This is a genomic window from Micromonospora sp. HM5-17 (assembly GCF_003762835.1).
GTDB lineage: Bacteria > Actinomycetota > Actinomycetes > Mycobacteriales > Micromonosporaceae > Plantactinospora.
Genome location: NZ_RJWA01000001.1, coordinates 493,852 through 506,848 on the forward strand (window position 1 = coordinate 493,852; position 12,997 = coordinate 506,848).

13 protein-coding genes are annotated in these 12,997 nt (G+C 72.5%); 6 read left to right on the forward strand and 7 right to left on the reverse strand.

Annotated features, from left to right (window positions below; all coding sequences use genetic code 11):
- Positions 1-24 precede the first annotated feature (24 nt).
- Positions 25-477 carry an SCP2 sterol-binding domain-containing protein gene (locus EF879_RS02270; protein WP_123554134.1) on the reverse strand — a complete coding sequence of 151 codons (453 nt, stop codon included), beginning with the start codon at positions 475-477 and terminating at the stop codon, positions 25-27.
- Between the two features lie 374 nt (positions 478-851).
- On the opposite strand from EF879_RS02270, the gene EF879_RS02275 reads away from it, so the two are divergent.
- Genes EF879_RS02275 through EF879_RS02285 form a run of 3 tightly spaced genes read left to right on the forward strand, consistent with a single transcriptional unit; the run spans position 852 to position 3,295 of the window.
- Positions 852-1,196: a winged helix-turn-helix domain-containing protein gene (locus EF879_RS02275; RefSeq protein WP_123554136.1), complete on the forward strand. Its 345-nt coding sequence runs from the start codon at positions 852-854 to the stop codon at positions 1,194-1,196.
- 6 nt (positions 1,197-1,202) lie between these two features.
- Positions 1,203-1,559 (forward strand): hypothetical protein, encoded by a 357-nt coding sequence (locus tag EF879_RS02280; RefSeq protein WP_123554139.1) that lies wholly within the window; start codon positions 1,203-1,205, stop codon positions 1,557-1,559.
- Positions 1,560-1,570: 11 nt separating this feature from the next.
- The gene (locus tag EF879_RS02285) at positions 1,571-3,295 is read left to right on the forward strand and encodes a serine hydrolase (RefSeq protein WP_148086339.1); all 1,725 of its coding nucleotides are present in this window, start codon (positions 1,571-1,573) and stop codon (positions 3,293-3,295) included.
- A gap of 79 nt (positions 3,296-3,374) precedes the next feature.
- On the opposite strand, the gene EF879_RS02290 is transcribed toward EF879_RS02285, so the two are convergent.
- On the reverse strand, positions 3,375-4,355 hold the full coding sequence (locus tag EF879_RS02290) for a polysaccharide lyase family 1 protein (protein WP_233604175.1): 981 nt from the start codon (positions 4,353-4,355) through the stop codon (positions 3,375-3,377).
- 220 nt (positions 4,356-4,575) lie between these two features.
- On the reverse strand, positions 4,576-5,211 hold the full coding sequence (locus tag EF879_RS02295; protein WP_123554143.1) for an ABATE domain-containing protein: 636 nt from the start codon (positions 5,209-5,211) through the stop codon (positions 4,576-4,578).
- 194 nt (positions 5,212-5,405) lie between these two features.
- Between EF879_RS02295 and EF879_RS02300 the strand changes: the two genes are divergently transcribed.
- Positions 5,406-7,127 (forward strand): glycoside hydrolase family 43 protein, encoded by a 1,722-nt coding sequence (locus EF879_RS02300; protein WP_123554145.1) that lies wholly within the window; start codon positions 5,406-5,408, stop codon positions 7,125-7,127.
- Here the strand turns inward: EF879_RS02300 and EF879_RS02305 are convergent.
- Together EF879_RS02305 and EF879_RS02310 are read right to left on the reverse strand one after the other, a co-directional pair.
- On the reverse strand, positions 7,108-7,992 hold the full coding sequence (locus EF879_RS02305; protein WP_123555268.1) for a MaoC/PaaZ C-terminal domain-containing protein: 885 nt from the start codon (positions 7,990-7,992) through the stop codon (positions 7,108-7,110). The two genes, EF879_RS02300 and EF879_RS02305, sit on opposite strands and share 20 nt — an antisense overlap.
- A complete protein-coding gene (locus EF879_RS02310) occupies positions 7,992-9,359 on the reverse strand; it encodes a 3-oxoacyl-ACP reductase (protein ID WP_123554147.1) in 1,368 nt (455 codons plus the stop codon). The genes EF879_RS02305 and EF879_RS02310 overlap by 1 nt, the downstream gene beginning before the upstream one ends.
- 56 nt (positions 9,360-9,415) lie before the next feature.
- Between EF879_RS02310 and EF879_RS02315 the strand changes: the two genes are divergently transcribed.
- A complete protein-coding gene (locus EF879_RS02315) occupies positions 9,416-10,708 on the forward strand; it encodes an acetyl-CoA C-acetyltransferase (protein ID WP_123554148.1) in 1,293 nt (430 codons plus the stop codon).
- Positions 10,709-10,759: 51 nt separating this feature from the next.
- On the opposite strand, the gene EF879_RS02320 is transcribed toward EF879_RS02315, so the two are convergent.
- Together EF879_RS02320 and EF879_RS28465 are read right to left on the reverse strand one after the other, a co-directional pair.
- Positions 10,760-11,251 (reverse strand): hypothetical protein, encoded by a 492-nt coding sequence (locus tag EF879_RS02320; RefSeq protein ID WP_123554150.1) that lies wholly within the window; start codon positions 11,249-11,251, stop codon positions 10,760-10,762.
- 45 nt (positions 11,252-11,296) lie between these two features.
- Positions 11,297-11,428 (reverse strand): hypothetical protein, encoded by a 132-nt coding sequence (locus EF879_RS28465; protein ID WP_255420888.1) that lies wholly within the window; start codon positions 11,426-11,428, stop codon positions 11,297-11,299.
- Between the two features lie 138 nt (positions 11,429-11,566).
- Here EF879_RS28465 and purB point away from each other — a divergent pair, with 138 nt between their 5' ends.
- Positions 11,567-12,991 (forward strand): adenylosuccinate lyase, encoded by a 1,425-nt coding sequence (gene purB / locus EF879_RS02325; RefSeq protein ID WP_123554152.1) that lies wholly within the window; start codon positions 11,567-11,569, stop codon positions 12,989-12,991.
- The last annotated feature ends 6 nt before the right edge of the window (positions 12,992-12,997 follow it).

Genomic DNA, 12,997 nt, shown 5'->3' on the forward strand with positions numbered 1-12,997 from the left:
GCGGGCCTGGAGTGCGGGAGCGGATCAGGCCTTGGGGATGTCGAAAAGGTTGGCGATGTTGGCCGCCAGCCCCAGGTCGCCCTTGGCCTTCAGCTTGCCGGTCATGAACATCATCACCGGGTTGGCCCCGCCGGAGACGATCCTGAGGAACTCGACCGGACCCATGGTGAGCGAGAGCTTCGGATCGCGGCCCGGCGTCTCGGAGACCTGGCAGGTCCCGTTCTCGATGACCACCTCGTAGGTGTCGCTGGCCCCGTCCGGCCCCCCGGTGACGGTCCAGTGGACGACCGCGTTGGTCGAGCCGGCGCGGTCGGCGCGGAACAGCGACGGCATCCGGGAGAAGACCGCGTCGAGGACGCTGCCGCGCAGCTCGCCCTGCATCACCTCGGCGAGCTTGGCGTCCGGGGTGGACTTGACGATCTGGGCGAATTGCTTGGGCTCGACCGAGGCGAAGGTCGCCGGATCGAAGTCAGTCATGGAGGTGGCCTTCCAGACAGGACATTTGGTTACCGGTGCGTAACCTTACGCGCGAGTAGGTAGGCCCGCAAGGGAGCCACCACCTGTGCCGTCACGCGGCTGCTCTGGGGCCGTACGGGGGCGGCATGCGCGACGCGGTTGCCCGCTGCCGGTTCCGTCGCTCGTCCTGGCTCCGCTTCTGCCGTTCCTCCCTCCGGCGCCGCGATCCCTCGTCCGCTCCCTCTGGCGCCGCGATCCCTCCCGCTTCCTCCGGCGCCGCGACCCCTCGTCCGCTCCCCACCACTCGGCGGCTTGACGAGTCGGGGCGAGGGATGTCAGTCTCATCTGACAGGGGGTATCAGTCAAAGCTGACACCCAGGAAGGGAACGTGGCGCATGGACCAGGGCCCGTCCTCGGGCGACGAGCTGCTGCGGGTGCTCACCGCGCTGGCGAGCCCGCACCGGCTGCGGATCATCGCGGCCCTCGTGGAGGGACGCGCGTACGTCAGCCAACTGGCGCGGCGACTGCGGATGAACCGGCCGCTGCTCTACATGCACCTCCAGCGTCTGGAGGCGGCCGGCCTCGTGGTCGGGACTCTCGAGACCGCCCAGGACGGCAGCTCGGTGAAGTACTTCGAGGTCGTGCCGTTCGCGCTCGGCCTCACTCCGGAGGTGATCCGGACGGCGGCCCAGACGCTGGCGTGGGACGGATCGGGCCCGGACGGCTCGGGAAAGGACTGAAGACAGGTGAGCGGAGCATCCGGTACGCCCGTCGCGGCCGTACCGCACACACCGATCGCGCAGCCCGAGATCGCGCAGACCTCGGTGATCGCCTGGACGGTGATGGTGGTCGTGCTGACCGCCGTCGTGGCGTTCGTCGCGCTCGGCTTCTATCGGACCCGACGCTCCTCCGACGGCCAGACGCGGTACCACGAGCTGCTGGCGCGGACCACGGAGACCGAGGCGCGGATCGCGCAGGGTACCGAGGCGACCCTGACCGAGCTCAAGGGCCTGCGCGTGGACGTTCAGGCGGTCCGAGAGGAGCTCGCGGAGGTCAAGGAACGCCTCGCCGGTCTGGAACGCCTGCTCAGCCAGATCGGGTGAGGGCGGTGGACATGCCCGTTCGGCACATGCCGCGGGGGCGGGGAGCGGCTGGACGGGTCCGACGCGGCCCGCTCGGGCTCGCCGCGTCCGCCGCCGTCGCCGCCCTCGTCCTGGCGGTCTCGACCCTGCCCGGCCCGGCTCTGGCCGCGCCGTCGGCCGCACCCTCCACGCCGTCGACCGGCGCGCCTCCCTCCGCCACGCCGGCCATCCCCGGCCCTGGCCCGGCGGCCTCGTCCAGGGCCGTGCCGGCCGAGGGTGATCTCGCCGGTGGGCAGCTCGGTGACCGGGTCGGCCGGGCCCGGGACTATCTGCGGCGGCACATGTCCGCGCTGCGGATCCCCGGGTTGGCGTACGCGGTCGTGCACGGCGACCGGGTCGTCGACCAGGGCGCCTGGGGGGTCGACGGTGACGGGGCGCCGCTCACCGTCGAGACGCCGTTCGTGCTCGGCTCGGTGAGCAAGTCGTTCACCGCGCTCGCGGTGATGCAGCTCGTCGAGGCGGGCCAGGTCGAGCTCGACGCCCCGGTCCGCCGGTACGTGCCCTGGTTCCGGCTGGCCGACGAGTCGGCCGCCGCCCGCATCACCGTCCGTCAGCTGCTGATCCAGACCAGCGGGCTGCCCCAGGTCGCGGCGCTCGGCCTCACCGACCGCTACGACAACACGCCCGGCGCGCTGGCCCGCTCGGTCCGGGACCTCGCGGCGGTCCGTCCGACCGCCGAACCGGGCGCGACACACCAGTACAGCGACGCCAACTACCAGATTCTCGGCGTGCTCGTCGAGGAGGTGACCGGCCAGACGTACGCGGAGTACCTGCGCCGGAACGTGCTGGATCCGCTGCGGATGACCCGGTCCGCCGCCACCGAGGCCGAGGCGAGGGCGATCGGCGGCATCCCCGCCGGTCACCGCTACTACCTCGGCCGCCCGCGCCGGTTCGACCCACCGTTCGACGGCTCCGGGATCTCGGACGGCTTCCTCGCGGCGAGTCCCGCCGACCTGACGCACTACCTGATCGCCCAGCTCAACGGCGGCCGGTACGGCGACCGTCAGGTCCTCTCGGCGGCGGGTGTCGCCCAGCTCCACGCCGGCCAGGTCGCCACCGGTGGCACCGGCCGGTACGCGCTGGGGTGGCGGGACGACGTCCTCTCCGGGCTCGGCGACCGCGTCGTCTGGCACGCCGGGGCGACCGCCAACTTCTTCGGCCACCTGCTGGTGCTGCCCGACTCGGAGCTGGCCGTGGTGGTGCTCGCCAACAGCTACAGCCTGGCCCTGGACGGGCCGCTGGTCGCGGCGGGGTTCAACGTGGCCCGGATTTTGCGCGGCGGGTCCCCGGTGGCGGCGGAGGCCGACCCGACGTTCACCTGGGTTCTCGGCGGGCTGCTCGCCGTGCTCGCCCTGCTGCTGGCGCTGGTGGCCTGGTCGCTGGTCCGGGCGGTCCGCCTGGTCGCGGTGGTCTGGGGCCGGCGCGCCGGGGCGGCGCCGCCCCGGGGCCGTACCGCCACCGGCACGCTGGCCTGGGTGGCCGGCTGTGCGGCGCTCGCCCTCGGTACGGGATGGGGACTCCCCGCCCTCTGGGACGGCGCCGGGCTGGCCCAGGTACTGCTCTTCGCGCCGGACCTCGGCCACGCGGCCATCGCCGTGGTCCTCGGCGCGGCCCTCCTCGGGCTGGTCCGGCTCGGCCTCGGCGGCTACCTCATGGTCGCGACCCGTCCGAAGGCGGGTGGCGCCGTGTCGGGGTGAGCCGTACCCGGCCGCGCCGCGTGCCGGCCGGGCGGCAGTCGGGGACCCCTCCGCCACCGGAGGGGTCCCCGGGGCCGGACTAGATCCGGCCGGTACCGGCGCCGCTGGTCACGATGGACTTGACGTTGGTGGCGGGGTCGAGCGTGTAGCCGTACGGGATGCTGGCGACGCTGCCGCCGGTCTCACCGGAGCCCGAGTTGACGAAATGGTTGTTCCGGGCGACCAGGTTGCCGTCGGGCGAGCTGCCCTCGCCCCGGTGGTACGGGTCCTCGACGTTCTCGAAGTAGTTCCCCTCCACCAGGACACCCGCGTTGCAGGTCGAGGCGACGCCGTAGCCGTCGACGTTGCGGTAGTAGTTGTTGTAGACGTGCACCGGGTTGCCGAACCGGACCCGGGGGTGGCGCTGGTTCGAGCCGTCGAACCAGTTGTGGTGGTACGACACCCGCAGCCGCCCGACATCCTCGCTGGCGTTGCTGTCGGAGTGGCCGAGCAGGAACGACTTGTCGTGGTTGAAGACCCGGTTCCACGAAACCGTGGCGCAGTCGGAGCTGCGCTTGATGTCGACCGCGCCGTCGTTGCCGTTGCTGAAGTTGTTGTGGTCGATCCAGACCCGGGTCGAGTACTGGACGTTGATCGCGTCGTCGCTCCAGTCCCGGAAGTTGATGTTCCGGATGATGACGTTGCTGGCGTTGGCGACGTTGAGTCCGCCGCCGGTGATGGTGGCGCCGCTGCCGACGCCGATGATGGTCTTGTTTGACGCGACCTTCTGCATGCCGCTGAGCGTGATGGTGCCGGAGACGCGGATCACCCGGGCGCCGCTGGCCTGCATGTTGCTGATCAGCCCGGCCGCGTCGGTGACGGTCACCGGCGAGGCGTTGCCGCCGCCGGTGGTGCCGCCGCACTGGGTCGCCCAACCCTCCAGGTTGAACGAGGCGGCCGAGGCGGCGGGCATGCCCGCGAGTGAGGTCGCGGCGAGGACGGCGGCGGTCGTCGCCGCGAACAGCGGCATCCGGCCCAGCCGGCGGACACGGGTGCCTGTGGTGGTGTCGGTGCTGGTCACGGGGGAACCTCCGAGCGGAAGTTGTGCACCCCGGCGGCCGAGTCGCGGGTGGGACGCGGACGCCGCCAGCGGTGGCGGGACGGGTACGGCCGGAGGACCGGCCGGTGTGGATTGATGTTGGAAAGCGCTTTCCTATGAAGTCGAAGACTATCGATGTAACTGTCGGCTGTCAACGAGCAGCGATGTCTGGGTGAGGTTCGCCCGGTGCGGTTCCGGCCGATCAGGACGCGGCGGTACGGGCGCGGGCGGAGGCTCGCCGGGCGACGTACCGGTGGATCTTGGCAGCCGTTCCGCAGTCCTCCATGCTGCACCAGCGCCGGCTGCGGTTCTTGCTCTCGTCGAGGAACAGGAAACGGCATCCGGCGCACCCCTTGAGCCGGTCCAACGGGCCGGTGGTCAACAGCGTCGCGGCGGTGTGCACGATCGGCCAGAGCGGTTGCCTGAGGTCCCGGTGGTCGGCCCAGTGCCACCGGAAGCCGCCGTCGTCGGCGCGGATCTCGGCGTGGGCCAGTGCCTCCGCGGCATCGTCGCGGAAGGCTGCCAGGAGCCGGCCGGTGGGCGTGTGGCCGGTGGCCACCGACCGGAAGAGCTCGTCGAGGCGGTCCCGGACGTCCAGGGCGCGGCGGTAGGCGGCCTGTGCGGCGATGGCGTCGGCCTGCCCCTGTCGGCGCAGCTGGGCCGCGGCGGTGTCGGTGAGCAGGCCGATCCACCGCGCCCACGCGATCACGTCGTCGTACCGGTGCAGGATGTCGTCGTCTGGCGGACCGTCCGGGGGACCGCTGCGCGTGTTGACGAAGTCGAGCGCGAGGTTGCCGCCGACGATCCGCATTCGCGTGACGTCACCTGCTGTTTCCATCAAAACGCATTTTACTCGTTGCGCGGGCACGTCCGGTCCGGCTAGTGTTTCCCCCACAGCGTATTTCACTGGTAACACGGGATCGGGGGGCGGAGAACCAGGGCGATCCTGGCCGCTGGCACCGCGCCCGCACCCGCGTCTCCGCGCGGCGTCCGCCCGACGCGGCGACGACGTCGAGCACCGGAAGGGTTGTCATGGCATTCACGGCAGGTGAGGAGGAACGGGCGCTGCGCGCGGGCGGGTTCATCCACAACCCGGTGCTACCGGGCTTCCATCCCGATCCCTGCATCCTGCGCGTCGGCACCGACTACTACATCGCCACCTCGACCTTCGAGTGGTATCCGGGCGTACGCCTGCACCACTCCACGGACCTGGTCCGTTGGCATCCGCTCGGCGGCATCCTCACCGAGTGCCGACTGCTCGACCTGCGGGGCGTCGTGGACTCCGGTGGCGTCTGGGCCCCCGATCTGTCCTATGTAGACGGCGAGTTCCACCTCGTCTACACCGACGTGGCCAGCTTCGGCAGCGGCTACTGGGACTCACAGAACTACCTGGTGACGGCTCGCGACCTGGCGGGCCCGTGGTCCGACCCGGTGCCGTTGCACGCCCGCGGCTTCGATCCGTCGCTGTTCCATGACGAGGACGGCAGGAGCTGGCTGCTGTCCATGAACGCCGACTGGCGGACCGGACGGAACCGGTTCGCCGGCATCCTGATCCAGGAGTACGACCGGGCAACCCGTACCCTGGTCGGCCCGGAGCGACTGATCTTCGAGGGCACCCCGGCCGGGATGACCGAAGGGCCGCGTCTCTACCGCCGGGACGGCTGGTATTACCTGTTCACCGCCGAGGGCGGCACGAGCTGGCCGCACCAGGTCACCGTCGCCCGGTCACGGACGCTGCTCGGCCCCTACCAGGTGGCGCCGGGCGGGCCGCTGCTCACCTCGGCCGGCCGCCCCGACCTGGCGCTTCAGAAGGCCGGTCACGGCAGCCTCGTCTGTACGCCGGAAGGGCGGTGGTATCTGGCGCACCTGGTGGCGCGCCCGTACTCCCCACTCGGGCCGTGCGTGCTCGGCCGGGAGACGGCGATCCAGCGGGTGACCTGGGACTCGGCCGGCTGGCCGCGGATCGACGGTGGGATCCCGGCCGAGACCGTACCGGCACCCGAGGCCCCGACCGGCTCCGGCCCGGTCGAGCCCGCGAGCGACCACGACGACTTCGACGGCGCCACGCTCGGTCCCGAGTGGTCGACGCTGCGCCGCCCCGCCACGCCCGACTGGGTACGGCTGTCGGTCAGACCGTCGTATGCGCGCATCTACGGCGGTCAGTCGCCGGTCGGACGGCAGCGCCCCAGCCTGGTGGCCCGACGGGTGACGGCCCGGCACTGTCGGCTCGAGGCGACGATGGAGTTCCACCCGCGAACGTTCCGGCAGCTCGCCGGCGTCACCGCGTACTACAACACCCGCAACTGGCACTACGCGTACCTCACCCTCGACGACGAGGGCCGTCGGGTGCTCGAGGTGATGTCGTCCGACCGCGGCCGACGGGTCCAGCACACCGCCTGCCGGGTCGATGCCACGGCGGCCGACCGGATCCGACTGCGCGTGGAGTTCGACGGGCCGATCGTGCGCTTCGGCTACGCGTTCTGCCCGACGGGGCGGCCGACACCGTCCGCCGACGACTGGCGAGACCTGCCCCTCGAACTGGATGCGACGATCCTCTCCGACGAGCATGCCGCGGAGACGGTGGATGGGGAACCGACGGCATGGGGGTTCACCGGTGCCTTCGTCGGGCTCTGGGTGCAGGACCTGGGCGGCGACGGCGGCTTCGCCGACTTCGACTCGGCGACGTACACGGTGACCGAGCCGGGGGCCGGTCAGCCCGACCAGCGGCTGGCGGTCAACCGTGGATCGGCGTGACCGTGCCGAGGAGGTGTGGCTGGTCACTCCGCGGATCATGGAGCCCGAAGCTCCAGGCCGGCGTGGCGCGGAACGCCACCGTGGCGGGCAGCGGCAGCGGTCGCCGGAAGACCACGTTTACGACGTACGCCTCGGGGAGCCGGTTCTCCAGCGCGGCCAGGCACCGGGCCTTGCTCCACATGCCGTGCGCGATCGGGCGCGGGAAGCCGAACAGCCGGGCTGCGAGCCGCGAGGTGTGGATCGGATTGTGGTCCCCCGACACCCGGGCGTAGCCGCGGCCGACCTCGGTGCCGACCCGCCAGCGGGCGGTCGGGGCCGGCGTCTCGGGGCGGTCGGCCGGCTCGCGCCGGGCACGCTCCGGCGCCGGACGCTCCCGCCGCAGGTACGTCGAGACGCCCTGCCAGACCACCTCGGTCCCGACCGAGGCGGTGCAGACCACGTCGAACTGGCGCCCCCGGTCGTGCGGTCGCAGCGCGACGGCGTGGACCGAGAGGTCCAGGGGTTCGGCCGCGTCGAGCGGGCGGTGCACGGTGATCCGGTTCGCCACGTGCACCAGCCCGACCAGCGGCACCGGGAACTCCGGCGCGCTCATCAGCCGTAGTGCGAGCGGGAAGGCCAGCACGTGCGGATAGGTCGGCGGCAGGACGTCGGCCAGCCCGAACCCGCAGACCCGGTCGTACGCCGCCAGGTGGTCCCGGCCGACGGTGACCCCCCGGACCACCAGCCGGACGTCGGGGAGCCGCCCGGCGCGGCGGGCCGACCCGATCCCGGGGGCCAGCCCGATCGCCGCCTGCCGGTACGACGGCCCGGTGGGCGGGACCCCGGGCAGCTCGACGTCCCGTACGGCCTCGACAGGCTCGGTCATCACGCCCCCAGCAGACTCTGACCGCAGACCCGGATCACGTTGCCGGTGATCCCGGCCGACCCCGGCGAGGCGAACCAGGCGACCGTCTGCGCCACGTCGACCGGCAGGCCCCCCTGGGCCATGCTGTTCATCCGGCGCCCCGCCTCGCGCAGCAGCACCGGCATCCGCGCGGTCATCCGGGTCTCGACGAAGCCCGGGGCGACCGCGTTCACGGTGATGCCGCGCGGGGCGAGCTGCGGCGCCAGCGCCTGCACCAGCCCGATCACCCCCGCCTTGGAGGTGGCGTAGTTGGTCTGGCCGCGGTTGCCGGCGATCCCGGCGATCGAGGAGACCCCGATCAGGCGGCCACCGGCCGGAACCAGCTCCCGCTCCAGCAGGACGTCGTTGATCCGCTCCTGACTGGAGAGGTTGACCTCCAGCACCGAGTCCCACCAATCCGGGTTCATCCGGCCGATCGTGCGGTCCCGGGTGATACCGGCGTTGTGCACCACCACGTCGACCCTGCCGTGCCGCTCGGCGAGGTGGTCGGCGAGCCGGGTGGGCGCGTCCGGCGCGGTCAGGTCGAGCTGGAGCGCCGTGCCGCCGGCCGCGTTCGCCACCTCGGCGAGCGCGTCCCCGGCGGCCGGCACGTCCAGCGCCACCACCCGGGCGCCCTCGGCGGCCAGCACCTCGGCGATCGTCGCCCCGATTCCCCGTGCGGCGCCGGTGACCAGGGCGACGCGGCCGGCGAGCGGCCGGTCCCAGTCGACCTCCGGCACCTCGGCCGGGGTGATCCGGATGACCTGCCCGGAGACGTACGCGGAACGGCCGGAGAGGAGGAAGCGCAGCGTCGACTCGATGGCGTGCTCGGCACCCGGGGCGACGTAGACGAGCTGGGCGGTGCTGCCCCGGCCGAACTCCTTGCCGATGCTGCGGACCAGCCCTTCCAAGGCCCGCTGGGCGGTCGCCTCCCGGGGGCCGCCGCACGACTCCGGCGCGGTGCCGAGGACGATCACCCGCCCGGACGGGCGCAGTGCCCGGGCCAGCGGGTGGAAGAAGTCGAAGAGCGCGCGCAGTCCGGTCGAGTCGGTGATGCCGGTGGCGTCGTAGACGAGCGCCCCGTACGTCCCGACCTGCCCGGGCGCGCCGTCGTTCGGGTCGGTCGTCGCGACGGACGGGTCGGAGACCTCGACACCGGCGGCGGCCAGGAGCGCGTGGACCGGTTGCGCCAGGCGACCGCCGCGGGCGGCGTCGAGCCGGACCGGACCGTGGATCAGGGGGTCGCCGGGCCGGTGGCGACGCAGCCGGGGCGGGTCGGGCAGGCCGAGACGCCTGACCAGCGCCCGGCCGGGTCCGGTGTGGGCGAAGCTCGCGTACCTGTCGCTCATGCGGGTAGCCTACTCACGAGTAAGGTAGTGGCAACCCATTGTCGAGAGGCGATGCCGTGTCCACTGTGCGTCGTGTGGCGATCCTCGGCGGCAATCGCATTCCGTTCGCCCGCTCCAACGGACCGTATGCGAAGGCATCCAACCAGGATCTGCTCTCCGCCGCCCTGAACGGGCTGGTCGCCCGGTTCGGGCTGGCCGGCGAGCGGCTCGGCGAGGTGGTCGCCGGCGCGGTGCTGAAGCACTCCCGGGACTTCAACCTGACCCGGGAGGTGGTGCTCGGCTCCCGGCTCGACCCGCGCACTCCGGCGTACGACCTGCAACAGGCCTGCGGCACCGGCCTGGAGGCGGCGATCCTGGTCGCCAACAAGATCGCCCTCGGGCAGATCGAGGTCGGGATCGCCGGCGGGGTGGACACCACCTCCGACGCGCCGCTGGCGGTGAACGAGGAGCTGCGGCGGACGCTGCTGGAGATCAACGCCGCCCGCACCCTCGGCGGCCGGCTGCGGGCCGCCACGCGCCTGCGCCCGACCCAGCCGTTCCGGCCGGAGATCCCACGCAACGCCGAGCCCCGAACCGGGCTCTCGATGGGCGAGCACGCCGCGATCACCGCCCGACGCTGGAAGATCGACCGGCGGGCCCAGGACGAGCTGGCGGTCCGCTCGCACCACCGGCTCGCCGCCGCGTACGAGCGGGGGTTCTTCGACGACCTCATCACGCCGTACCTCGGACTGACCCGCGACCAGAACCTCCGCCCGGACACCAGCGTGGAGAAGCTGGCGATGCTGCCCCCGGTCTTCGGCACCCGGGGTCCGGAGGCCGACCAGGCGACCATGACCGCCGGGAACTCGTCGCCGCTGACCGACGGTGCCGCGACGGTGCTGCTCGCCTCCGAGGAGTGGGCGGCGGCGCACCACCTGCCGGTGCTGGCCTGGTTCGGTGCCGTCGAGACCGCCGCCGTCGACTTCGTGCACGGCGACGAGGGGCTGCTGATGGCTCCGGCGTACGCCGTGCCCCGGCTGCTGGCCCGGACCGGCCTCACCCTCGCCGACTTCGACTTCTTCGAGATCCACGAGGCGTTCGCCTCGCAGGTGCTGGCCACCCTGGCGGCCTGGGAGTCACCGGAGTTCTGTCGGGACCGGCTCGGCCTGGACGCCCCGCTCGGTTCGATCGACCCGGCGAAGCTGAACGTCACCGGCTCGTCGCTGGCCGCCGGTCACCCGTTCGCGGCGACCGGCAGCCGGATCGTGGCGACGCTGGCGAAGCTGCTCGCCGAGCGCGGTTCGGGGCGCGGCCTGATCTCGATCTGTACGGCCGGCGGTCAGGGCGTGGTGGCGATCCTGGAGCGCTGAATCCGCGTGACCGGCCGGCCCCGGGCGGGTCCTGGCGCCGGCCACCAGCTGTCAGGGCGCGAAGGCCCCGGACGCCCGGTAGGCCGCGAGGTATTCCCGTACCGGCTCGGACAGGTCGTGCCAGGCGCGCTTGGCGTGGGCCACCTCGTACCAGGCGAGATTCTCCACCCAGAACCGGTAGACGAACGACTCGAAGTCGGGCGCGACGACGAGCAGGTCGTCGGCGGCCTCGTCGGCGCTGACCTCGTACCGGTCGTACCGGTATTCGCCGCAGACCACCCGGTGTCCGCCGTCGGCAAGCAGGAGAAGGTACCAGTAGCAGCAGCCCTGTTGGTCGTTCAGGAAGCGGAGCAGCCGGGCGCCGTCGCCCAGCGGACTCGGCACGGCGGTCTGCGCCAGGTCCCACCAACAGGCGGTACACGTGGGTACGGCAGCCAGCAGCTCCGGTCGGCTCAGGAACGTGGTGAACGACGCCGGCAGGTCGGGGCCGAGCCGGGCCAGCGTGCCGGCCGCGTCGATCGGCCGCATGAACTCCATCGACATGCCGACCTCGTTGCCGGCCGGGCCGACCGCGCGCGGCTCGGAGAGTCAGCCGAAGGTGCCGTCGAACCGGTGGGTCGGCAGCGGCGGCAGGCTGTCGACGGGGTAGGTCGAGTAGGTGCCGTCACACGGGCGGTAGGGCCCGAGACGGGTGCCCACCCAGCCCTGGCGGAGTCTCATCGCGGCACCGTAGCGTGCCGTCGGGGTCGGTGGGGAAGACGACACGGAGACCAACTCCGACAGCATCGTCCGCCGGGCCCGATCCGTCCGCGGGCGGTCCGGTGGGGACGCGGCCGGCGGGTGGTCGAGAATAGCGGGGTGACCAGCATTTCGAACGTCCTCGCCCACCGGTACGCCTCGGCGGAACTCGTCGCCCTCTGGTCTCCGGAGGAGAAGATCCGGATGGAGCGGCGGCTCTGGCTGGCCGTACTCCGGGCGCAGCGGGATCTCGGCGTGCCGGTGCCGGACGGCGTGGTCGAGGCGTACGAGCGGGTGCTGGACCAGGTCGACCTCGCCTCGATCGCAGCCCGCGAGCGGATCACCCGGCACGACGTCAAGGCCCGGATCGAGGAGTTCTGCGCGCTGGCCGGGCACGAGCACGTGCACAAGGGGATGACCTCCCGCGACCTCACCGAGAACGTCGAGCAGCTCCAGATACGCCGGTCGCTGGAGCTGATCCGGGACCGGGTGGTCGCCGCCCTGGCCCGGCTGGCCCGGCTCGCGGTCGAACACTCCGACCTCGTGCTGACCGGCCGGTCGCACAACGTCGCCGCGCAGGCCACCACGCTCGGCAAGCGGTTCGCGTCGGCGGCCGAGGAGCTGCTGGTCGCGTACGAGCGGCTGGACGACCTGATCGGGCGGTATCCGCTGCGCGGCATCAAGGGGCCGGTCGGCACCGCCGCCGACCAGCTCGACCTCTTCGACGGCGACGCCGGGAAGGTGGCGGAGCTGGAGCGCCGGGTCGCCGAGCACCTCGGCTTCACCCGGGTGTGGGACAGCGTTGGACAGGTCTACCCGCGCTCGCTGGACTTCGACGTCCTCTCCGCCCTGGTCCAGACCGCGGCGGCGCCGTCCTCGCTGGCGACGACGATCCGGCTGATGGTCGGCCAGGAACTGGCCACCGAGGGGTTCCGTCCCGGACAGGTCGGCTCCAGTGCGATGCCGCACAAGATGAACACCCGCTCCAGCGAGCGGATCAACGGCTTCGCGGTGATCATCCGGGGTTACCTCTCGATGGTCGGCGAACTCGCCGGCGACCAGTGGAACGAGGGGGACGTCTCCTGTTCGGTGGTTCGCCGGGTGGCGCTGCCGGACGCGTTCTTCGCCGCCGACGGGCTCTTCCAGACCTTCCTCACCGTGCTGGACGAGTTCGGCGCGTACCCGGCGGTGATCGCCCGGGAACTCGACCGCTACCTGCCGTTCCTGGCCACCACCAAGATCCTCGTCGCGGCGGTGCGCCGCGGGGTCGGCCGGGAGACCGCGCACGAAGTGATCAAGGAGCACGCGGTCGCGGTGGCGCTGGCCATGCGGGAGAAGGGGATCGCCGAGAACGACCTCTTCGACCGGCTCGCCGCCGACGGCCGACTGGGGCTCAGCCGGGTCGAGATCGACGAACTGGTCGCCGACCGGGCCGCCTTCACCGGGGCGGCCGCGGCGCAGGTCCGGGCCGTCGCCGACCGGGTCGCCGCGGTGGTGGCGGCGCACCCCGAGGCGGCCGCCTACGACCCGGCACCGATCCTCTGACGCTCC